At 69.5% G+C, this 19716-nt stretch carries 20 protein-coding genes; 15 read left to right on the plus strand and 5 right to left on the minus strand.

From position 1 onward, the window contains the following. Positions 1–9: 9 nt before the first annotated feature. Together N8A90_RS05745 and N8A90_RS05750 are read right to left on the minus strand one after the other, a co-directional pair. Positions 10–327, minus strand: a complete 318-nt coding sequence (locus tag N8A90_RS05745; protein ID WP_262073714.1) for a hypothetical protein — start codon at positions 325–327, stop codon at positions 10–12. Between the two features lie 22 nt (positions 328–349). Beyond that, positions 350–643 carry a hypothetical protein gene (locus tag N8A90_RS05750; protein ID WP_262073715.1) on the minus strand — a complete coding sequence of 98 codons (294 nt, stop codon included), beginning with the start codon at positions 641–643 and terminating at the stop codon, positions 350–352. A 257-nt stretch (positions 644–900) separates the two neighbouring features. Here N8A90_RS05750 and ompR point away from each other — a divergent pair, with 257 nt between their 5' ends. From ompR to N8A90_RS05785, 7 genes are all read left to right on the plus strand, one after another. Next, positions 901–1662: a two-component system response regulator OmpR gene (gene ompR, locus N8A90_RS05755; RefSeq protein ID WP_262073716.1), complete on the plus strand. Its 762-nt coding sequence runs from the start codon at positions 901–903 to the stop codon at positions 1660–1662. Beyond that, positions 1659–3002: an ATP-binding protein gene (locus tag N8A90_RS05760; protein ID WP_262073717.1), complete on the plus strand. Its 1344-nt coding sequence runs from the start codon at positions 1659–1661 to the stop codon at positions 3000–3002. Before ompR ends, N8A90_RS05760 begins: the two co-directional genes overlap by 4 nt. Before the next feature lie 170 nt (positions 3003–3172). Next, entirely contained in the window at positions 3173–3730 is a 558-nt protein-coding gene (locus N8A90_RS05765) for a fasciclin domain-containing protein (RefSeq protein ID WP_262073718.1), read from the plus strand. Positions 3731–3821: 91 nt separating this feature from the next. Beyond that, positions 3822–4427, plus strand: a complete 606-nt coding sequence (locus N8A90_RS05770) for a hypothetical protein (RefSeq protein WP_262073719.1) — start codon at positions 3822–3824, stop codon at positions 4425–4427. 32 nt (positions 4428–4459) lie between these two features. Next, positions 4460–4912, plus strand: coding sequence for a hypothetical protein (locus tag N8A90_RS05775; RefSeq protein WP_262073720.1), 453 nt, complete (start codon positions 4460–4462; stop codon positions 4910–4912). A gap of 15 nt (positions 4913–4927) precedes the next feature. Then, positions 4928–5752: an NAD-dependent protein deacetylase gene (locus N8A90_RS05780; RefSeq protein WP_262073721.1), complete on the plus strand. Its 825-nt coding sequence runs from the start codon at positions 4928–4930 to the stop codon at positions 5750–5752. A gap of 58 nt (positions 5753–5810) precedes the next feature. Further along, a complete protein-coding gene (locus N8A90_RS05785; RefSeq protein WP_262073722.1) occupies positions 5811–6083 on the plus strand; it encodes a hypothetical protein in 273 nt (90 codons plus the stop codon). Here the strand turns inward: N8A90_RS05785 and N8A90_RS05790 are convergent. Next, complete coding sequence (locus tag N8A90_RS05790; protein WP_262073723.1) at positions 6074–7372, minus strand: amidohydrolase family protein; 1299 nt, start codon at positions 7370–7372, stop codon at positions 6074–6076. The genes N8A90_RS05785 and N8A90_RS05790 overlap by 10 nt on opposite strands. A gap of 71 nt (positions 7373–7443) precedes the next feature. Beyond that, a complete protein-coding gene (locus tag N8A90_RS05795; RefSeq protein ID WP_262073724.1) occupies positions 7444–8358 on the minus strand; it encodes a LysR family transcriptional regulator in 915 nt (304 codons plus the stop codon). Positions 8359–8463: 105 nt separating this feature from the next. Here N8A90_RS05795 and N8A90_RS05800 point away from each other — a divergent pair, with 105 nt between their 5' ends. From N8A90_RS05800 to N8A90_RS05820, 5 genes are all read left to right on the plus strand, one after another. Next, positions 8464–9864: an acyclic terpene utilization AtuA family protein gene (locus tag N8A90_RS05800; protein ID WP_262073725.1), complete on the plus strand. Its 1401-nt coding sequence runs from the start codon at positions 8464–8466 to the stop codon at positions 9862–9864. Then, positions 9861–10223, plus strand: coding sequence for a hypothetical protein (locus N8A90_RS05805; protein WP_262073726.1), 363 nt, complete (start codon positions 9861–9863; stop codon positions 10221–10223). The genes N8A90_RS05800 and N8A90_RS05805 overlap by 4 nt, the downstream gene beginning before the upstream one ends. Before the next feature lie 31 nt (positions 10224–10254). Beyond that, positions 10255–11223, plus strand: a complete 969-nt coding sequence (locus N8A90_RS05810; protein ID WP_262073727.1) for a Bug family tripartite tricarboxylate transporter substrate binding protein — start codon at positions 10255–10257, stop codon at positions 11221–11223. A 114-nt stretch (positions 11224–11337) separates the two neighbouring features. After that, a complete protein-coding gene (locus tag N8A90_RS05815) occupies positions 11338–12939 on the plus strand; it encodes a gamma-glutamyltransferase family protein (RefSeq protein ID WP_262073728.1) in 1602 nt (533 codons plus the stop codon). Between the two features lie 173 nt (positions 12940–13112). Then, positions 13113–14399, plus strand: coding sequence for a carbohydrate porin (locus tag N8A90_RS05820; protein WP_262073729.1), 1287 nt, complete (start codon positions 13113–13115; stop codon positions 14397–14399). A 26-nt stretch (positions 14400–14425) separates the two neighbouring features. On the opposite strand, the gene N8A90_RS05825 is transcribed toward N8A90_RS05820, so the two are convergent. Further along, the gene (locus tag N8A90_RS05825) at positions 14426–15778 is read right to left on the minus strand and encodes an MFS transporter (RefSeq protein WP_262073730.1); all 1353 of its coding nucleotides are present in this window, start codon (positions 15776–15778) and stop codon (positions 14426–14428) included. A 189-nt stretch (positions 15779–15967) separates the two neighbouring features. On the opposite strand from N8A90_RS05825, the gene cyoA reads away from it, so the two are divergent. Genes cyoA through cyoC form a run of 3 tightly spaced genes read left to right on the plus strand, consistent with a single transcriptional unit; the run spans position 15968 to position 19703 of the window. Continuing rightward, positions 15968–17056 carry a ubiquinol oxidase subunit II gene (cyoA, locus tag N8A90_RS05830; protein WP_262073731.1) on the plus strand — a complete coding sequence of 363 codons (1089 nt, stop codon included), beginning with the start codon at positions 15968–15970 and terminating at the stop codon, positions 17054–17056. Positions 17057–17074: 18 nt separating this feature from the next. Next, positions 17075–19078 (plus strand): cytochrome o ubiquinol oxidase subunit I, encoded by a 2004-nt coding sequence (gene cyoB / locus N8A90_RS05835; protein ID WP_262073732.1) that lies wholly within the window; start codon positions 17075–17077, stop codon positions 19076–19078. Then, on the plus strand, positions 19071–19703 hold the full coding sequence (gene cyoC, locus N8A90_RS05840) for a cytochrome o ubiquinol oxidase subunit III (protein WP_262073733.1): 633 nt from the start codon (positions 19071–19073) through the stop codon (positions 19701–19703). The genes cyoB and cyoC overlap by 8 nt, the downstream gene beginning before the upstream one ends. The last annotated feature ends 13 nt before the right edge of the window (positions 19704–19716 follow it).

A 19716-nucleotide genomic window follows, 5' to 3' on the forward strand; every position in this document is an offset into this window, starting at 1 on the left:
CGTCGCCTCTTACTTTCCGGCCCGGCGCGCGCCGCGCTGCGTCATCGCATAGGCCTTGATCTCGGCCAGGGTCACGCTGCCCTTGCGGGTGGCGTCGATGGCGTCGAAGTTCTTCGACACCCATGGCATCCCGGCGTTGGCTTCGGCGCGGGTGAGCTGACCGTCGACGTTGGTGTCGGCGCTGCCGAAGCGCTTGCGCAGTTCGGTCTGCATGCGTTCAGCACGCTGGCCGCCGGGCGCCTGCGCGCAGGCGGCGATGCTGGTCAGCACCAGCACGAGAGCCCCTGCGCGGGGGGCGATGCGGTGGGCGGGACGGGTGAGCTTCATGGTCTTCTCCTTCATCCGGCGATCAGCGGCAGGCGATCACGGCGCCGCTGGCGTTGTAGCAGGTGGCGCTGCGGGTCAGCCCGGTGTCCTTGCTGTACGAACTGCTGCTCTGCACACTGTTGCCCGTCGCGGCATTGGTGGCGCTGGTGCTGCGGCTCTGCGTCACATTGCCGGATGCGTCGCGGCTGGCGCTGCCGCTGCTTTGAACGCTGCCCTGGCTGCCGCTGGCCGACAGGCTGCTCCGGTGGGTGGCCGAGCCATCGGCGTTGCGGGTGTTGGTGCCGGCGCGTGACGCGGCGGCTGGCCGCCTCGGCATCGGTGGCGGCGACACCGGCGGCCAGCAGCGCGGCGCCGACGGCGGAAATGGACAGTGCGTGGTTCATGGAACGACTCCTTGGACGGTCGGCGCCACACCGTGCGGCGCCGTGGCCTTGACTGTCAGCGGGCGCCGTGTGGCATCGATGTCATGGCGGATCTGGTCGATGGCAAGTTATGACGGCCGGGACGGCCGTGTCATCGTTTGTCATGGTTTCGCGGCCGCGCAGGGCGCATGGGCGCGACTACGATCCCGTCATGACCGCCACACCGGGCCGCATCCTCATCGCCGACGACGAAGCCGACCTGCGCGCGTTGCTGCAGCGCTACCTGGGCGACCAGGGCCTGGTGGTGCGTGCCGTCGACAGCGCCGAACCGGTGGAGCGGCTGCTGGCGCGCGAGCGCTTCGACGTGCTGGTGCTCGACGTGATGATGCCCGGCGAAGACGGGCTGGCGCTGTGCCGGCGCCTCCGCGCGCAGGGCGAGACCGTTCCGATCCTCATGCTCACGGCGCGCGGCGATGCGGTCGACCGCATCGTGGGCCTCGAGATGGGCGCCGACGACTACCTGCCCAAGCCCTTCACGCCGCGCGAGCTGCTCGCGCGCATCGAGGCGCTGATACGGCGCCAGCGCGTGCTGGGCGCGCATGCCGGGCCGGCCGCCGACGCCGGCACCGTGCGCTTCGGTGCGTACGCGCTGCACCTGTCGCAGCGCCGGCTTGAGCGCGACGGCGAGGACGTGCCCCTGAGCACGGTCGAATTCAAGTTGCTGCAGGCGCTGGCGCAGCACCCGAACCGTCCGCTCGGCCGCGACCGGCTCATGGTGCTGGCCCACGGGCATGACCACGCCGCGACGGACCGCAGCATCGACGTGCAGGTGATGCGCCTGCGCAAGCTGATCGAAACCGAGCCGGCGCAGCCGCGGCACATCCAGACGGTGTGGGGCCTGGGCTATGTCTTCGTGCCCGACGGCCGGCTGCACGGCCGTGTGGCGGCGCAACCTGCAGGCGACGACGCATGAGGCTGTTGCCGCGCAGCCTGCTGGGCCGCAACGCGCTGCTCATCGTGGCCCTCATCGCGATCGGCCAAATCGGCGGCGCGCTGCTGGTGCGCCAGATGGTGATCCGCCCCCGCATCGAGCAGGCGGCCGACAGCGTGGCACGCACCGTCGATGCCTTGCGCGACGGCTTGCGCGCCTTGCCTGCCGACGCGCGGGACGGCTTCGTCGAGCGCTTCAACCGGCGCGCGGCGCTGTCCGCGGACGGCGAGGGCGGGGGGGCCCGTGCCCGTGTGCTGCTCACGCCCATGGAGCGCAGCTTCGTGCGGGCGGTGTCGGCGCGCATCGCGGCCCAGGGCACCGAGGCCGTGTGGCGGCGCGAGGGCGGCAGCGGCCTCGCGGTGCGCATGACCATCGATGGCAGCGACCATTGGATCGCGCTGCCCGGCGCCTTGCCCGCACGCGAGTTCACCGGCGCCTGGCTCGCCGTCACGGCGGGCAGCGCCTTGCTGGCGCTGATCGGTGCGCTGTGGTTCCAGCGCCGCCTCAACCGCCCGCTCGCGCGGGTGGTGCAGGCCGCCGGCACGCTCGCGGGCGGGCAGGTGCCGCCGCCCCTGCCCGAGGATGGGCCGACCGAGATCGCCACGGTGAGCCGCAGCTTCAACCACCTGGTCGGGAGCCTGCAGCAGACCGAGCGCGAGCGCGCGCTGATGCTCGCCGGCGTGTCGCACGACCTGCGCACGCCGCTGGCGAAACTGCGCCTGGGCGTCGAGATCATGGCGAGCGCGAGCGAACCGGCGGTCAGAGCCAGCATGGTCCGCAGCATCGAGGAGATGGACGCCATCGTCGGCCAGTTCCTGGACTTCGCGCGCAGCGAGGCCGACGAGGTGCCGGTGCCCACCGCGCTCGATGCGATGGCGCGCGACGTGGCCGCGAGCGCTGCCGACCACGGCCGCGAACTCGGGCTGGACCTGGGTGCGGTGCCGGTGCTGCCCCTGCGCGCTGCGGCGATGCGCCGCGCGATGGTCAACCTGGTCGAGAACGCCTGGCGCCATGGCCGGCCGCCCGTGCGCATCGCCACCGGCAGCGGGCCGCAGGGCGTGTGGTTCGAGGTGTCGGACCACGGCGACGGCATCGACCCTGCCGATGCCGAGCGCCTGAAGCAGCCTTTCCGCCGCAGCACCGACGATGCACGCGGCGGGCCGGCGGGCGCCGGGCTCGGGCTGGCCATCGTCCAGCGCGTGGCGCAGGCGCATGGCGGCCGGCTCGACCTGCTGTCCGGCGAGGGCGGCGGGCTGCGGGCGCGGGTGAGTGTGCCGCCGGCCGAGCGCGGCGCGTCGTATCAGGCGGGGGACATTCAATAGGCACGTCAGCAGGCATCCCTGCCGGCCGCGGCGACGATCAACCCGCTGGCGTAGGAGAGGGCCGCGTGAATCGCAGCCCGGTGGTCGACGGGAATCCAAGCGCGGCCTCGCTGCGTATGAGCAGGTGTCGCCACGCATCTCCGTGGCGGCCTATCCAACAGGAGCCATCCATGCCAGCCAAGTTCTCGCACCTCGCCTCTCTCACGCTCGCTGCCGCGCTGTCGGTCGGCACCGTCACGGCCTTCGCCCAGGTGATGGTCGGCGGCGCGCCGATGTACGCCAACAAGGACATCGTCGACAACGCCGTCAACTCGAAGGACCACACCACGCTGGTCGCCGCGATCAAGGCCGCGGGCCTGGTCGACACGCTCAAGGGGCCGGGGCCGTTCACCGTCTTCGCACCGACCAACGAAGCCTTCGCCGCCCTGCCGGCCGGTACCGTCGACACGCTGCTCAAGCCGGAGAACAAGGCGACGCTCACGAGCATCCTCACCTACCACGTGGTGCCGGGCAAGATCGACGCCAAGATGCTCATGAAGATGATGGAAGACGGCAAGGGCACCACGTCGTTCAAGACCGTGGCCGGCGGCACGCTCGTCGCCAAGACCAGCGGCGGCAAGGTGATGATCACCGACGAGAAGGGCGGCACCGCCACCGTGACGATCGCCGACGTGGTGCAGTCCAACGGCGTGATCCACGTCGTCGACAAGGTGCTGTTGCCGAAGTAAGGCAGCTCGGGCCGCGCTGCAGTGCACAACGGTGTGCAGCGCGGTCACTACACTCGACGTTCGCCCTCAACAACGTCGTTCGCGCATCGCAATGGAATTCTTCACCCTGGTGGTCTTCGTCGCCATCGGCCTCTACGTGCTCAAGGCCACGGATCAGGGCCGCCGCATCCGTCTCCTGGGCGGTCATCTCGGCCAGTACCAGATCGAGAAGCTGATGGAGACGCTGACCGAGGGCTATATGCGCTGCCTCGGCGAGAGCGATGCGGAACGACAGTCCCAGATCTGGTCGCTGCTCGCGCAGAGCGAGCAGACGCTGGCGTCGCAGTTCGAGCGCTTCGCCGGCGACTTCGCCAAGGTCGACGCGGCGCAGGCGCGCGTCAGCAGGCTGCCGATCGCCATCCCGATGATCGACCGCCTGCTGCCGGCGATGAGCTTCGACGCGCGCCAGGCCTTCGCGATCCATGCGCGCGGCATCGCCGACGCCGCGGCCAATGTGGCGGGGCAGACCCCGAAGGCCAAGGCCTTCACGATGTCGGCCGAGCTCTTTCTCATGCAGCACACCTGCCACTGGTTCTGCCGTTCGCGCGCGGTGGCCAATGCGCGCCTGCAATTGCGTCACGGCACCTCGCACGCGATGGCGCTTGCTTCGGTGTCGCCGAAGACGCGCGACGCCTACCGCGCACTGACCGGCGTCTGAGCGCCGCACGCCACTCGAAGAAAGGCACCGCCATGTCCCTCACCGACCAGCTCCAGATCCCCCGGCCCAACGCCGACGGCAGCTTCGCCGCGCCGGCGCCATCGGCCGCCGACAGCGCGGCCGATGCGCTGCGCGACGCCCAGGCGCAGCAGGCCGCGCTGGCCGAGCAGCTCGATGCGGTCAACGCGCTGCTGGCCAAGCCGCTCAACGAGATCCTGGCCGAGCGCGAGCGCTTCAAGGAAGCGGCCGCCGCATGGGACGCCTTCGGCGCCATGTGGGTGCTGTCGCAGCGCGCCATGAAGCGCGTGGCGCTCGACCTCGCCGCGCAGGTGGGCGTGAGCGAGGACGAGGTGGTGGCCCGCGCATTGGTACAGGCCAACGCGGTGCTCAACGGCGACGGCGTGGACCTGGGCGGCCTCGTCGCCGAGGCCCAGCTCGCGCACATCGATCGGCACAAGCCCTTTCTGCGCAAGCAGTTCCGATAGAGCCTGCGGATCGCCATGGATTCCTCCACCTCGCTCGCCGATTTCGCCGAGCGCCACCCGCGCCTCTTCGTGCTCACCGGCGCCGGTTGCAGCACCGACTCGGGCATCCCCGACTATCGCGACGTCAACGGCGACTGGAAGCGGCCGTCGCCGGTCACCTACCAGGCCTTCACCGGCGACGAGCTCACACGTCGCCGCTATTGGGCACGCAGCCTGGTCGGCTGGCCGACGATGGCGACCGCACGGGCCGGTGCCGCGCACCGCGCGTTGGCCCGGCTCGAAGCGGCAGGCCGCGTCGGGCTGCTGCTCACGCAGAACGTCGACGGCCTGCACGACGCCGCCGGCAGCCGTCGGACCATCGACCTGCACGGGCGCATCGACACCGTGCGCTGCCTCGGCTGCGACACCCGCACGCCGCGCGCCGACCTGCAGCAGCAACTGCGCGCGCGCAACCCGGCCTGGGCCGCGCTGGAGGCGAACGCCGCACCCGACGGCGATGCCGACCTGGACGGGCGCGACTTCGCCACCTTCGACGTGCCGGCCTGCCCGCTGTGCGGCGGCATGCTCAAGCCCGATGTGGTGTTCTTCGGCGAGAGCGTGCCGCGCGAGCGCGTGGCCGCCGCCCATGCGGCCTTGGCCGAGGCCGATGCCATGCTGGTCGCCGGCTCGTCGCTGATGGTCTATTCGGGCTTCCGCTTCGTGCAGGCGGCGGTGGCGGCGGGCAAGCCGGTGGCGGCCGTCAACCTGGGACGCACGCGGGCCGATGAACTGCTGACGCTGAAGGTGGCGCAGCCGGTGGGCGAGGCCCTCTCTGCGCTGGCGGCGCAGCTCGACGCATGAGCGCCGCCCGGCCGCCGAAGGCGCTCAGCACCGCAGCCCGTAGGGCGGAGGTTATCCAATGAGCGTCAAAGCCTTGCGATCGACCTTCGGTGACCGCTGCCATTGGTGCGGCCTGCCGATGGACTTCGCGCCGCCGCACGACCGGCCGGAGTCGGCCACCATCGAACACCTGCACGACGCCACGCTGGGCAGCGTGCGCAAGCCGAAATACCGGCGCCTGGCCCACGCTGTGTGCAATCACACGCGCAACGAATTCCGGATGCAGGCTGAGCGGGCCTTCGCGGCCTGGGTCGCGCAGCGGGTGGCGCAAGCCGGGTCCGATCAGGGCTGAATGGCGCCGCCCGGCCGGGCCGGCATGAAGGCGGTGCCGGCGGGCCGGCCCGCCAGATGCAGCGTCGCGCTCGCGGCGGGGGTTTCGGCCAGCAGCCGGCCGCGCCGGTACACCTTCAGCCGCGTGGCACGCAGGCGGATCGCCTCGACCGGGTCGCGCGCCTGCAGCAGCACGAAGCTGGCGTCGCAGCCTGCCTCGAGCCCGTAGGCCGGCAGGTGGAACACTTTCGCCGCGTTCGTCGTCACTGCGTCGAAGCAGCGGCGGATGCCGGCCTGGCTGGTCATCTGCGCGACGTGCAGCCCCATGTGCGCGACTTCGAGCATGTCGCCCGAACCCATGCCGTACCACGGGTCCATCACGCAGTCGTGGCCGAAGGCGACGGTCACGCCGGCGGCCATCAGCTCGGGCACGCGCGTCATGCCGCGGCGCTTGGGGTAGCTGTCGTGGCGGCCCTGCAGCGTGATGTTGATGAGCGGGTTGGCGATCACGGCGACGCCGCTCTGGGCGATCAGCGGCAGCAGCTTGCTCACGTAGTAGTTGTCCATGCTGTGCATCGAGGTGCAGTGCGAGCCGGTCACGCGGCCCTGCAGGCCCAGGCGTTGCGCCTCGAAGGCCAGCGTCTCGATGTGTCGCGACAGCGGGTCGTCGGATTCGTCGCAGTGCATGTCGACCAGCAGCCCGCGCTCGGCCGCGATCTCGCACAGCAGCTTCACGCTGGCGGCGCCATCGGCCATGGTGCGTTCGAAGTGCGGAATGCCGCCGACCACGTCGACGCCCTTGTCGAGCGCGCGCTGGAGGCTGTCGATACCGCTGGCGGTGCGCAGCACGCCGTCCTGCGGGAAGGCCACCAGCTGCAGGTCGAGGTAGGGCGCGACCAGCCGCCGGACCTCCAGCAGCGCGTCGACCGCCAGCAGGCTCGGGTCGCTGGTGTCGACGTGCGTGCGGATGGCCAGCAGCCCCTTGGCCACGGCCCAGTCGCAGTAGGCCAGCGCGCGTTCGATCAGCGCCTCTTGCGTGAGCAGCGGCTTGAGCTCGCCCCACAGCGCGATGCCTTCGAGCAGCGTGCCGCTCTCGTTGACGCGCGGCAGGCCGTAGCTGAGCGTCGCGTCCATGTGGAAGTGCGGGTCGACGAAGTGCGGGGTGACCAGCAGGCCCTGCGCGTCGAGCGTCTCGTGCGCGGGGACATCGAGACCCGGCGTGACCTCGGCGATGCGACCGCCCTGCACGGCGATCGACATGCCGGTGCGGCCGTCGGGGAGGGTGGCGTTGCGCACGAGGAGGTCGAGCATGGGCGGGTGCCTTGTCGTGGGTTCGTTGAGAGGGGTGTTCGATTATCGGCGGCGGTGCATCACGGGCAGCGCTATGGAAGAACGAGCTTGCCCAGCCGCGCGACGATCAGGTCGTGCAAGGTCTGTGCCGCCACCGACAGGCTGCCCTCGCGCCGCTGCACCAGGTACACCGTGCGCGTCAGCCCTGGCACCGGCAGCGGCCGGGTCACCAGCGACTCGCGGCGGAAGTGGAAGAGCGTGAGGGCGGGCACCACGCTGATGCCCAGGCCCGCTTCGACCAGCCCCATCACGGTGGCCAGGTGCTCGACCTCGAACACGGCGTTGAGCCGCAACGGGTGCAGGGCCCCGTCGAGCGACTGGCGCACGCTGCTGTGGCGCGCCATCTGGATGAAGGGGTAGGGCGCGATCTTGCGGGCGCTCAGGCGCGTCTCGGCGGCGAGCGGGTGGTCGGCGCGGCACACCAGGTGGAAGCGGTCGCTGCACAGCCTGCGGCTGCGCAGGTCGCTGGCGGCGGCGGTGCCCGTGCCGGACGAGGCCAGCGCGAAGTCGGCGTCGCCGCTGCGCACGCGCGCGATGCAGGCGTCGGACAGGGCATCGTCCAGGTCGATGCGGATGCCCGGCCAGGCGGCCATGAATTCGGCGAACACCGCGGGCAGCCAGCCGGCGGCGAGCGAGGGCAGGGCGGCCACGCGCACACGCCCCTTGCGGCGCTCGACGTGGTCGGCCAGGTCGGCGACCGCACCGCGCATGTCGTCGAGCAGCCGCTGCGCCGCGCCCTCGAACAGCCGCCCCTCGGGCGTGAGCTGCACGCTGCGCGTGTCGCGGTCGAACAGCCGCGTTCCCAGCGCACTCTCGAGCGTGCGGATGAGCGCGCTGAAGGCCGGCTGCGACAGGTGGCACAGCTGCGCCGCGCGGGTGAAGTTGCGTTGCTCGGCCAGCGCGGCGAAGGCCCGCAGCTGGCGTGCCGTGAGGTCGGGCGCTTTCATGGCGTGATCCGTTTTTTGAATGAATCGATCTGAACTTTCTATTTTACGGATGACCGTGCGCGGCCTACATTGGCGCCACGACACCCGAAGCGAGACATCGGAGACATGACATCACAAGCCCCTTCGGCATTGCCCACGCGCGCGCCCCTGCTGATCGGCTGCGCCGCCGGCTTCTCGGGCGACCGCACCGACGTGGCCGGCCCGGTGGTCGACACGCTCATTGCGCGGCTGGCGTCCGGCCTGCCGGGCCAGCGCGCTTTCCTCATCTTCGAGACCCTGGCCGAGCGCACGCTCGCGCTGGCCCAGCTGCGTCGCCGCACCGACCCCGAGGCCGGCTACGAACCCCTGCTCGACGCCATGCTGCGCCCCGTGCTGGCGACGTGCCTGGCGCACGGCATCCGCATCGTCAGCAACTTCGGCGCAGCCAACCCGCGCGCTGCGGCCCGGCACATTGCCCGCATGGCGCGCGAACTCGGCGGGCCGGTGCCACGCATCGCGGTGGTGGAGGGCGACGACCTGTCGGCGCCCGGCCACCAGGCGCTGTTGCACGAGACGCTGGGTGCCGCGATGGACGGCCTGCGCATCGTCAGCGCCAATGCCTACATCGGCGCCGAACCCATCGCCGCCGCGCTCGATGCCGGCGCGCAGATCGTGGTGTGCGGCCGCGTGGCCGACCCCTCGCTCACGGTCGGGCCGGCGATGTCGCACTTCGGCTGGGCACCCGACGACTGGGACGTGCTGGGTCGCGCGACCATGGCCGGCCATCTGCTGGAATGCGGTGCCCAGGTCTGCGGCGGCTACTTCGCCGACCCCGGCTACAAGGACGTGCCGGGGCTGGACAACGTCGGCTTCCCGATCGCCGAGATCGCGGCGGATGGCCATTGCACCATCGGCAAGTCGGAAGGCACCGGGGGCTTCGTGACCGAGGCGACGGTGAAGGAGCAGCTGCTCTACGAAGTGCACGACCCTGCCGCCTACCTGACGCCCGACGTGGTGGCCGACATCGGCGACGCCCAGGTGCAGGCCGTCGGCGACGACCGCGTGGCGCTCGGCGGCGTGCGCGGACATGCGCGGCCGACGCACTACAAGGTCAACGTCTGCCACGAGGGTGGCTGGCTGGCCGAGGGCGAGATCTCCTACGCCGGCCCGCGCGCCGAGGGTCGTGCGCGCATGGCCGCAGACGTTCTGCGACAGCGGCTCGCCGGCCTCGACCTGCGTGTGGACCTGATCGGCGCGATCAGCATCCTGGCCGACGACGCCGGCCGCGCGCTCGCGGCCACGCCCGACGGCGGCGCGCGCGACGTGCGTCTGCGCGTGGCCGCCGCCCACGCCGACCGCGCCCAGGCCGAGCGCCTGGGCCGCGAGGTGATGGCGCTCTATACCTGCGGCCCGGCCGGCGGCGGCGGCGTGCGCACCGCGCTGACGCCACGGCTCAACACGCTCTCCTGCCTGCTGCCGCGCGAGCGCGTGCCGGTCGGCTTCGCCATGGTGGAGGCCGCGGCATGACCACCGTCACCGTTCCCCTCTACCGCGCCGCGCACGGCCGCACCGGCGACAAGGGCGACCGCTCGAACATCAGCGTGATCGCCTGGCACCCGGCGCTGTGGCCCTTGCTGGTCGCACAGGTCACGCCCGAGGCCGTCGCCGCGCAGTTCCGCTACCGGGCGCCTGCGCGCGTCCAGCGCTTCCTGCTGCCGAAGCTGCACGCGATGAATTTCGTGCTCGACGCGGTGCTCGACGGCGGCGTGAACGACGCGCTGAACCTCGACACGCACGGCAAGTCGCTGTCCTTTCTGCTGCTCGACCTGCGCATCGACGTGCCGGCCGATCTGCAGCACCTGCTCGCCGGCCCCCCCGAAGGCTGACCCCTTTTCGCAACCACAGGAGACAAGACCCATGAACCGCATTCCCACCCTCGCCCTTGCTGTCGCCGCGCTGGCCCTGGCGCCGGCGCTGAGCCAGGCGCAGGCCTTCCCCGACAAGCCCATCACCTTCGTCGTGCCCTTCGCGGCCGGCACCGCCACCGACCAGATCGCGCGCGCCATCGGCAACGGCGTCACGGCCGAAACCAAGCAGTCGGTCGTCATCGACAACCGGGCGGGCGCCAGCGGTTTCATCGCGTCGCAGTACGCCGCCAAGGCACCGGCCGACGGCTACACGGTGCTCATCACCACCAACACCACGCATGCGGCGAACGAGCACCTCTACAAGAAGCTGCCCTACGACCCGGTGAAGGACTTCGCCCCGATCACCGGCCTGGGCAAGGGCGGGCAGATCATGGTGGTCAACCCGTCGTTTCCGGCCAAGACCGTGGCCGAGTTCATCGCGCTGGCCAAGAAGGAGCCGGGCAAGTACAGCTTCGGCAGCGGCAGCTCGTCGAGCCGCATGGCGGGCGAACTGCTCCAGCAGATGGCCGACATCCAGCTGCTGCACGTCCCGTACAAGAGCAACACGCTGGCCGTGACCGACCTCCTGGGCAACCAGATCCACATGATGATCACCGACACCACGACCGGCCTGCCGCAGGTCAAGTCCGGCAAGCTGCGTGCGCTGGGCATGTCGAGCGCAGCGCGTTCGCCGCTGGCCCCCGACGTGCCGACCATCGCCGAAGCGGGTGTGAAGGGTTACGAGATGGGCTACTGGTTCGCCGCCTACGCGCCGGCCAAGACCCCGCCGGCCGTGGTCAAGCGCCTGAACGAGCTGCTGGTGAAGGCCGCGAAGAGCGAGGCGGCCAAGGCGGCCTTCTACCAGCCGACCGGCACCGAGGTCTTCACCACCACGCCCGAAGAGATGGCGAAGTTCCAGACCGCCGAGTCGCAGAAGTGGGGCCGCATCGTGAAGGCGGCCGGCATCGAGGCGGAGTGAACGTGACGGCGCGCGCGTCTTAACATCACGGCGCGCGCACGGAACTTGCGGACCCCTGGGGGTCGGCGCGGGCGCGCTGCCCGTTCCCGTTCAACCCTCAGAAGGATCTCTCCCATGGCCAACGCCATCCAGGGCCGCCGCGGCATCGCGGTCGCGCCGCATTCGCTCGCTGCCCAATCCGCCCTGGCCGTGCTGCGCGAAGGCGGCAATGCGGTCGAAGCCATGGTGGCCGCTGCCGCGACCATCGCGGTGGTCTACCCGCACATGAACGGCATCGGCGGCGACAGCTTCTGGCTGGTGTCGATGCCGAGCGGCGGGGCGCACGATGTGGTGGCGATCGACGGCTCGGGCGCTGCGGCCCTGGGCGTGAGCCGCGCACAGTACGCCGGCCAATCGGCCATTCCCTTTCGCGGGGGCTCGGCCGCCATCACCATGGCCGGCACGATCAGCGGCTGGGACCAGGCGCTGGCGTTCAGCCGCGACCGGCTGGGCGGGCGCCTGCCGCTGTCGCGCCTGATGGCCGATGCGATCGACTACGCCACGCACGGCGCGCCGGTCACGGCCAGCCAGGCGCGCACGGTGCGCGGCAAGCGCGCCGAGCTCGAGGGCGTGCACGGTTTCGCTGAAACCTACATGCCGGGCGGCGAGGCGCCGACCGCCGGCGCGCTGTTCCGCCAGCCCCGGCTCGCGGCCACGCTGGAGCATCTGGCGCGCGCCGGCCTCGACGACTTCTACCGTGGCGACCTGGCCCGCACCATGGCCGAAGACCTGGCGCGCGCCGGCAGCCCGATCACCCTGGCCGATTTCGCGGCGCACCGCGGCCTGCTGCGCGAACCGCTCGAATTGGCGCATCGCCATGGCCGCGTCTTCAACATGCCGCCGCCGACGCAGGGCGTGGTGGCGCTGATCATCCTGGGCCTGATGGAGCGCCTGGGCATCGAACGCTACGACCACCTGAGCGCCGACTACGTGCATGCGGCGGTGGAGTCGGTCAAGCAGGCCTTCGCGGTGCGCGACCGCGAGATCACCGACCCGGCCCACATGCGCATTGCGGCGGCCGAACTGCTGACGCCGGCCGCGCTGGACGCGATGGCCGCGCGCATCGACATGGCCCGCGCGGCGCCGTGGGGCGCCGGCAAGGGCCCGGCCGACACGGTGTGGATGGGCGTGATCGACGGCGAGGGCCGCGCCGTCTCGATGATCCAGAGCGTGTACCACGAGTTCGGTTCGGGCGTGGTGCTGGCGCGCAGCGGCGTCAACTGGCAGAACCGGGGCGCGTCCTTCTCGCTGAAGCCCGAGCACATCAACACGCTGATGCCGGGCAAGAAGCCCTTCCACACGCTGATCCCCGGTCTGGCGCTGCTGGCCGATGGCCGCACGATGGTCTACGGCAACATGGGCGGCGACGGCCAGCCGCAAAGCCAGTCGGCGGTATTCACGCGCACGGTCGTGCAGGGCCTGAACCCGCAGGACGCGGTGAGCGCGCCGCGCTGGCTGCTCGGCCGCACCTGGGGCCAGAGCACCGATTCGCTCAAGCTGGAGTCGCGCTTCCCCGCCGAAACGGTGGCAGCCCTGCGTGCCCGGGGCCACGAGGTCGACGTGCTCGGCGACTTCGACGAGACCTTCGGCCATGCCGGCTGCCTGCTGCGCAAGCCCGACGGCAGCCTCGAGGGCGGCTTCGACCCGCGCTCGGACGGGATCGTGGCGGCGTTCTGAGCACGGGCGATCGGGCCCGTCCCGGGCCCGATCGTTGCAGTTGAAACACGGCCGCGTGCCACCGGACATCTTCGGTTCGGAGGCCGCAATGCACACGCAAGGCGGCGCGTTCAAGCTCGGGCCTCCGGCAAACGCGCCGCCGGGGCGCGAAACCCCACCGAGGATGAACGGACATGAATCGTGCTCCCGCACCGCCTACCTCTTTCTCTGCTGTCGCCGCCGTCGCTGCGGGCGCCTGCCTGGCGCTCCTGGCGGGCCCCGCCATGGCGGACGATGCGCCCGCGCCGGACCCGGTCGTCACGCCGTCGCTGACTTACGACGGCGATGCCGTGGGCAACCTGCGTGGCGGACAACGCACCGGCGTCGCCTATGTGGGCAATCTTCACCTCCGCCTGCTGGCGAAGGCCCCGGCCGACTCGTCCTGGGCCGGCACCACCGGCTTTGCCGACGTGCTCAACATCCATGGCGGCCGCCCGAGCGCGCGCGTGGGTGACGCGCAGGGCGTGAGCAACATGGAAGGGCCGCGCGGCACCGAGATCGAGGAGCTCTGGGTGCAGCACAACTTCACGGGCGGCGGCCTCTCGGTGCTGGCGGGCATCTACGACCTGAACAGCGAGTTCTACCGCCTCCAGTCGGCGGGGCTGTTCCTCAACAGCTCCTTCGGCATCGGCCCGGAATTCGCGCAGAGCGGCGCCGAGGGGCCTTCGATCTTTCCGCGTACGTCGGCCGGCGTGCGGGTGTCGGCCAAGCCGGCGCCGGGCGTGGTGCTGCGTGCGGCGGTGCTCGACGGCGTTCCCGTCGTCCGGCCGGACGGCTCCCGGGGCGTCTTCCGCGCCGGCGACGGCGTGCTGGGCGTCGTGGAGGCGGCGTTCCTCACGCGCGCGACCGACAACGCCGATGCGCCGTCCGATGCGCGTGCGCGCCAGGGCCGCTTCTCGTCCCTGTCGCCGTACGAGGACAAGCTGGCCTTCGGTGCGTGGCGCTACTCGGCGCGCTATTCCGCCATCGGGCTGACCGACGTCGCCGGGGAGGCGCCAGGCCTGCGACGAAGTTCCGGGGGCTACGTGATCGGGGAGACGCGCCTGCTGGGCCGTGGCCCGGATGCCGAGCGCACGCTGTCGGCCTTCATGCAGCTGGGCGCCGCCAGCACGGCCGTCAACCGCTTCGGGTCGTACCTCGGCGCCGGGCTGGTCGGCACGGGCTGGGTGCCCGGCCGCGACGCGGATCAGCTGGGTCTCTCGTTCGCGCGGGCGCGCAATGGATCACCCTATATGCGGGCGCAATGGGCGCTGGCGCAACCGGTGACACGGACGGAAACGACGCTCGAACTCAGCTACCTGGCCCAGGTGAACAGCTGGCTGAGCGTGCAACCCGATCTGCAGTACGTGCGGCATCCGAACACCGACCCGACGCTTGCCAGCGCGTGGGTGCTGCAAGTGCGCTTCGAGATCGCGTTCTAGCCGCGACGGCGCGCTGCGCCGGGTGCTTACTCCCGCTGCTCGAGCGTCCGGTTGACCCACAGCGCGGTGAGCGTGCAGGCCGAACCCGACAGCAGGTAGACGCTGACGTAGCCCAGCCCGAAGTGCGCCGACAGGCCCAGGGCCACCAGCGGCGCGAAAGCGGCGCCGATGAGCCACGCCACGTCGGCCGTCAGCGCCGCGCCGGTGTAGCGGTACCTGGCTGCGAAGTTCGAGGTCACGGTGCCCGATGCCTGGCCGTAGGACAGGCCCAGCAGGATGAAGCCGACCAGGATGAAGGTGTCCTGGCCGACGTTGCCGCCGTCGAGCAGCGTGGGCGCGAAGCCGCTGAACACGGCGATCGCCACGGCCAGCGTGCCGAGCGTGCGGCGCCGGCCGATGCGGTCGGCGATCTTGCCGGAGGCGACCATCGCCACGGCCGCCAGGCAGGCACCGATGACCTGGATCACCAGGAACTGGCTCACGGACTGCTCGGAATAGAGCGAGATCCACGACAGCGGGAAGATCGTGACGATGTGGAAGAGGGCGTAGCTCGCCAGTGCGGCGAAGGCGCCGATGAGGATGTTGCCGCCTTGCGCGCGCGTGATCTCGACGATGCCGGTGGGCTCCAGCTCGCGGTCGTCCAGCAGGCGGGAGTATTCGGTGGCTGCCACCAGGCGCAGGCGGGCGAAGAGCGCGACGACGTTGATCGCGAAGGCCACGTAGAACGGGTAGCGCCAGCCCCAGGTCAGGAAATCTTCCGCTGGGATGCTGGAACTCAGATAGGCGAAGAGCCCGCCGGCCACCAGGAAGCCGAAGGGGGCGCCCAGTTGCCCGAGCATCGCGTACCAGCCGCGCCGGTTCTGCGGGGCGGCGAGCGCCAGCAGCGAGGGCAGGCCGTCCCAGCTGCCGCCCAGCGCGATGCCCTGCGCGATGCGCAGGACCGCCAGCAGCACGATGGCCGTCGCGCCGATGCTCTCGTAGGTCGGCAGGAAGGCGATGCCGGCCGTGGCGGTGCCGAGCATGAAGATGGCGGCGGTCAGCTTGGCCTCGCGCCCGTAGCGGCGCTGGATGGCCATCGACAGCGCCGTGCCGAAGGGGCGGGCGATGAAGGCGAGGGAGAAGATCGCGAAGGCGTAGAGCGTGCCCGTCAGGCGGTCGGCGAAGGGGAAGAACACCGACGGGAAGACCAGCGCGGAGGCGATGCCGTAGACGAAGAAGTCGAAATACTCGGAAGCGCGGCCGATCACGACGCCGACGGCGATGTCGCTGGGGTCGACGTGTTCCTTGTCGCCGCCGACGGCGTGGGCGATATCCCTTCCGGTGGAACTGGCGCTCTGGCCAAAGTGGCTGCCTTGTGGTGCGATAGCGGACGTGGTCATGAGATCCCTGCAAAAACCCAAGAAAATTGGCGCATTTCAACGTCTGAGGACCGATGCGAACTGCGTCAAAGCAGAGCTTTGCATCGGCCTGCCTCTGCCACCGTAGGACAAAACGTCCAATGCCCGTCGGGTGCCATTCGTCGTAGATTCGCAGGCTTCTTGCCCAAATACAAGCTCTCTTTCCCTGGCATGCCTTCCTTCAAGATCCCGCGTGTGTTGTTCCTGCTGCCGCTGAGCTTGCTGGCTGGCTGCAACATGGTGCTGCTCAACCCCTCTGGCGACATCGCGGCCCAGCAGGGGCGGCTGATCGTGATCTCCACGGTCCTCATGCTGCTGATCATCGTGCCGGTGATCGCGATGACGCTGTTCTTCGCCTGGAAGTACCGGCAGTCCAACAAGGAAGCGACCTATTCGCCCGACTGGGACCACTCGACCCAGCTCGAGCTGGCCATCTGGGGCGCGCCACTGCTCATCATCATCGCGCTGGGCGCCCTGACCTGGATCAGCACCCACACGCTCGACCCGTACCGCCCGCTGGCGCGCATCGACGCCCAGCGGCCGATCCCGGCGGACACCAAGCCGCTGGTGGTCGAGGTGGTGGCGCTCGACTGGAAGTGGCTGTTCCTCTACCCCGAGCAGGGCATTGCCACGGTCAACGAGCTGGCCGCGCCGGTCGACCGCCCGATCCAGTTCAAGATCACCTCGTCGACGGTGATGAACTCGTTCTTCATCCCGGCGCTGGCCGGCCAGATCTACGCCATGGCGGGCATGGAGACCAAGCTGCACGCGGTCATCAACGAGCCCGGCGAGTACGAAGGCTTCTCCGCCAACTACAGTGGCGCCGGCTTCTCGGGCATGCGCTTCAAGTTCCACGGCCTGAACGACGCCGATTTCGACAAATGGGTGCAGAGCAACAAGGCGGCCGGCAGCGAACTCACCCGCGGCGCCTACCTGCAGCTGGAAAAGCCGAGCGAGCGGGACCCGGTGCGCCGCTTCGCCACGGTGGCGCCCGGCCTGTACGACGCCATCCTCAACCGCTGCGTCGAGGCCAACCGCATGTGCATGAAAGACATGATGGCGATCGACGCCAACGGCGGGCAGGGCGTGCCCGGCGCCTTCAACGTCGCCTCGATGGACGCTGCCACGCGCGCCCGCCAAGGTCTGGCACCCGGCGTCGAGCTGGGCCGCGCCCGCACCTACGTCGGCGCCATGTGCTCCGTGAACGATCCCGTGGATGCGTTCCCGCTCTCCGTGCCCGCTGCCAACCAGCCGCTGTAATTGCCCTCCCGGATCCCCATGTTCGAATCTCTGGACCTCACGAAGCTCATCTTCGGCCGCCTCACCTGGGACGCCATCCCGTTCCATGAACCGATCCTGTTGGTGACCTTCATTGCCGTCGCGCTTGGTGGTCTCGCGCTGGTCGGCGCACTCACGTACTTCCGTGTCTGGGGCTACCTGTGGCGCGAGTGGTTCACCAGCATCGATCACAAGAAGATCGGCATCATGTACATGATTCTGGGGATCGTCATGCTGCTGCGGGGCTTCTCCGACGCGATCATGATGCGGATGCAGCAGGCATTTGCGTTCGGCGATTCCGCCGGTTTCCTGCCGCCGCATCACTACGATCAGGTCTTCACCGCGCACGGCGTGATCATGATCTTCTTCGTGGCGATGCCTTTCGTCACGGGCCTGATGAACTTCGCCGTGCCGTTGCAGATCGGCGCGCGCGACGTGGCCTTTCCGTTCCTGAACAACTTCAGCTTCTGGATGACCACCAGCGGCGCGGTGCTGGTGATGATGTCGCTCTTCGTGGGCGAGTTCGCGCGCACCGGCTGGCTGGCCTATCCGCCACTCTCGGGCATTGTCTACAGCCCCGACGTGGGGGTGGACTACTACATCTGGTCCTTGCAGCTCGCGGGGGTCGGAACGCTGCTTTCCGGCGTCAACCTGATCGCGACCATCGTCAAGATGCGCGCGCCAGGCATGACGATGATGAAGATGCCGGTGTTCACCTGGACCTCGCTGTGCACCAACGTGCTGATCGTGGCTGCTTTCCCGGTGCTGACTGCCGTGCTGGCCCTGCTGTCGCTCGACCGTTACGTCGGCACCAACTTCTTCACGAACGACTTCGGCGGCAACGCGATGATGTACGTGAACCTGATCTGGATCTGGGGCCACCCCGAGGTCTACATCCTGGTGCTGCCGGTGTTCGGCATCTTCTCGGAGATCGTGTCCACCTTCTCGGGCAAGCGCCTCTTCGGCTACGCGTCGATGGTCTACGCCACCGTGGTGATCACCATCCTGTCGTACCTGGTGTGGTTGCACCACTTCTTCACCATGGGGTCGGGTGCCAGCGTCAATTCCTTCTTCGGCATCACGACGATGATCATCTCGATCCCGACCGGGGCGAAGATCTTCAATTGGCTGTTCACCATGTACCGCGGCCGCATCCGCTTTGAAGTGCCGATGCTGTGGACCATGGGCTTCATGTTCACCTTCGTGATCGGCGGGATGACGGGCGTGCTGCTGGCGGTGCCTCCGGCCGACTTCGTGCTGCACAACAGCCTGTTCCTGATTGCCCACTTCCACAACGTGATCATCGGCGGCGTGGTGTTCGGCGTCTTCGCCGGCATCAACTACTGGTTCCCGAAGGCCACCGGCGTGAAGCTCGATCCCTTCTGGGGCAAGGTGTCGTTCTGGTTCTGGCTGGTCGGCTTCTGGTTCGCGTTCGCCCCGCTGTACGTGTTGGGCCTGATGGGCGTGACGCGCCGCATGAGCCACTTCGAAGACCCGTCGCTGCAGATCTGGTTCCAGATCGCCGCCTTCGGTGCGGTGCTGATCGCCCTGGGCATCGCTGCGATGCTGATCCAGTTCTACGTCACCTGGAAGAACCGCGAAGCGCTGCGCGACTACACGGGCGACCCATGGGGCGGCCGCACGCTGGAGTGGTCGACCTCGTCGCCGCCGCCGGCCTACAACTTCGCTTTCACGCCCCGCATTCACGACAACGATGCTTGGTGGGACATGAAGAAGCGTGGCTACGAACGGCCGCTCGCTGGCTTCATTCCCATCCACATGCCGAAGAACACCTGGGCCGGCGTCGTTCTGGCCGGGCTGAGCACGCTGTTCGGTTTTGCTGCGATCTGGCACATGTGGGCCATCGCGATCGTGGCCTTCGTGGCCGTGATCGTGACGACCATCGTCCACACCTTCAACTACAAGCGCGACTATCACATTGCTGCGGCCGACGTCGTCCGCATCGAAGCAGATCGCACCCGTATCCTGGCCAGCCATGTCTGATATGACCGCCTCTTCGTCCGCTGCTGCGATCGCGCCCGACAGCTTCTACCTGAAGGAAGAGCACCATCCCGAGAACGGGACGCTGCTCGGTTTCTGGCTCTACCTGATGAGCGACTGCCTCATCTTCGCCTGCCTGTTTGCCGTGTATGCGGTGGTGGGCCGCAGCTACGCGGCCGGCCCCTCGGGTGCCGACCTGTTCGATCTGCCGCTCGTCGCGCTGAACACTTCGATGCTGCTGCTGTCCTCGATCACCTATGGCTTTGCCATGATCGAGATGCAGAAGAAGCGGATGAAGGCGGTGCTCGTGTGGCTCGCCATCACGGGTCTGTTCGGCCTGGCCTTCGTCAGCCTGGAACTCTACGAATTCCAGCACTTGATCCACGAAGGCGCGGTGCCGCAGCGCAGTGCCTTCCTGTCGGCCTTCTTCACGCTGGTCGGTACCCATGGCCTGCACGTCACCTTCGGCATCATCTGGCTCATCACGCTGATGCTGCAGGTGTCGCGCCACGGCCTCACCGTGGAGAACCGCCGCCGCCTGATGTGCCTGTCGATGTTCTGGCACTTCCTGGACGTGGTCTGGATCGGCGTGTTCACGTTTGTCTACCTGATGGGAGTGCTGCCATGAGCGACGCGCTGGG

The organism is Variovorax sp. N23 (assembly GCF_025486315.1).
Classification (GTDB): domain Bacteria; phylum Pseudomonadota; class Gammaproteobacteria; order Burkholderiales; family Burkholderiaceae_C; genus Variovorax.

Bases quoted from the DNA above. Each gene is read 5' to 3' on its own strand.
- cyoB (WP_262073732.1), top strand. From the start codon at position 17,075: ATGTTCGAATCTCTGGACCTCACGAAGCTCATCTTCGGCCGCCTCACC.
- N8A90_RS05810 (WP_262073727.1), top strand. From the start codon at position 10,255: ATGAACCGCATTCCCACCCTCGCCCTTGCTGTCGCCGCGCTGGCCCTG.
- N8A90_RS05790 (WP_262073723.1), bottom strand. From the start codon at position 7,372: ATGCTCGACCTCCTCGTGCGCAACGCCACCCTCCCCGACGGCCGCACC.
- cyoC (WP_262073733.1), top strand. From the start codon at position 19,071: ATGTCTGATATGACCGCCTCTTCGTCCGCTGCTGCGATCGCGCCCGAC.
- N8A90_RS05800 (WP_262073725.1), top strand. From the start codon at position 8,464: ATGACATCACAAGCCCCTTCGGCATTGCCCACGCGCGCGCCCCTGCTG.
- N8A90_RS05785 (WP_262073722.1), top strand. From the start codon at position 5,811: ATGAGCGTCAAAGCCTTGCGATCGACCTTCGGTGACCGCTGCCATTGG.
- N8A90_RS05780 (WP_262073721.1), top strand. From the start codon at position 4,928: ATGGATTCCTCCACCTCGCTCGCCGATTTCGCCGAGCGCCACCCGCGC.
- ompR (WP_262073716.1), top strand. From the start codon at position 901: ATGACCGCCACACCGGGCCGCATCCTCATCGCCGACGACGAAGCCGAC.
- N8A90_RS05765 (WP_262073718.1), top strand. From the start codon at position 3,173: ATGCCAGCCAAGTTCTCGCACCTCGCCTCTCTCACGCTCGCTGCCGCG.
- N8A90_RS05820 (WP_262073729.1), top strand. From the start codon at position 13,113: ATGAATCGTGCTCCCGCACCGCCTACCTCTTTCTCTGCTGTCGCCGCC.
- cyoA (WP_262073731.1), top strand. From the start codon at position 15,968: ATGCCTTCCTTCAAGATCCCGCGTGTGTTGTTCCTGCTGCCGCTGAGC.
- N8A90_RS05745 (WP_262073714.1), bottom strand. From the start codon at position 327: ATGAAGCTCACCCGTCCCGCCCACCGCATCGCCCCCCGCGCAGGGGCT.
- N8A90_RS05775 (WP_262073720.1), top strand. From the start codon at position 4,460: ATGTCCCTCACCGACCAGCTCCAGATCCCCCGGCCCAACGCCGACGGC.
- N8A90_RS05750 (WP_262073715.1), bottom strand. From the start codon at position 643: ATGCCGAGGCGGCCAGCCGCCGCGTCACGCGCCGGCACCAACACCCGC.
- N8A90_RS05795 (WP_262073724.1), bottom strand. From the start codon at position 8,358: ATGAAAGCGCCCGACCTCACGGCACGCCAGCTGCGGGCCTTCGCCGCG.
- N8A90_RS05825 (WP_262073730.1), bottom strand. From the start codon at position 15,778: ATGACCACGTCCGCTATCGCACCACAAGGCAGCCACTTTGGCCAGAGC.
- N8A90_RS05760 (WP_262073717.1), top strand. From the start codon at position 1,659: ATGAGGCTGTTGCCGCGCAGCCTGCTGGGCCGCAACGCGCTGCTCATC.
- N8A90_RS05815 (WP_262073728.1), top strand. From the start codon at position 11,338: ATGGCCAACGCCATCCAGGGCCGCCGCGGCATCGCGGTCGCGCCGCAT.
- N8A90_RS05805 (WP_262073726.1), top strand. From the start codon at position 9,861: ATGACCACCGTCACCGTTCCCCTCTACCGCGCCGCGCACGGCCGCACC.
- N8A90_RS05770 (WP_262073719.1), top strand. From the start codon at position 3,822: ATGGAATTCTTCACCCTGGTGGTCTTCGTCGCCATCGGCCTCTACGTG.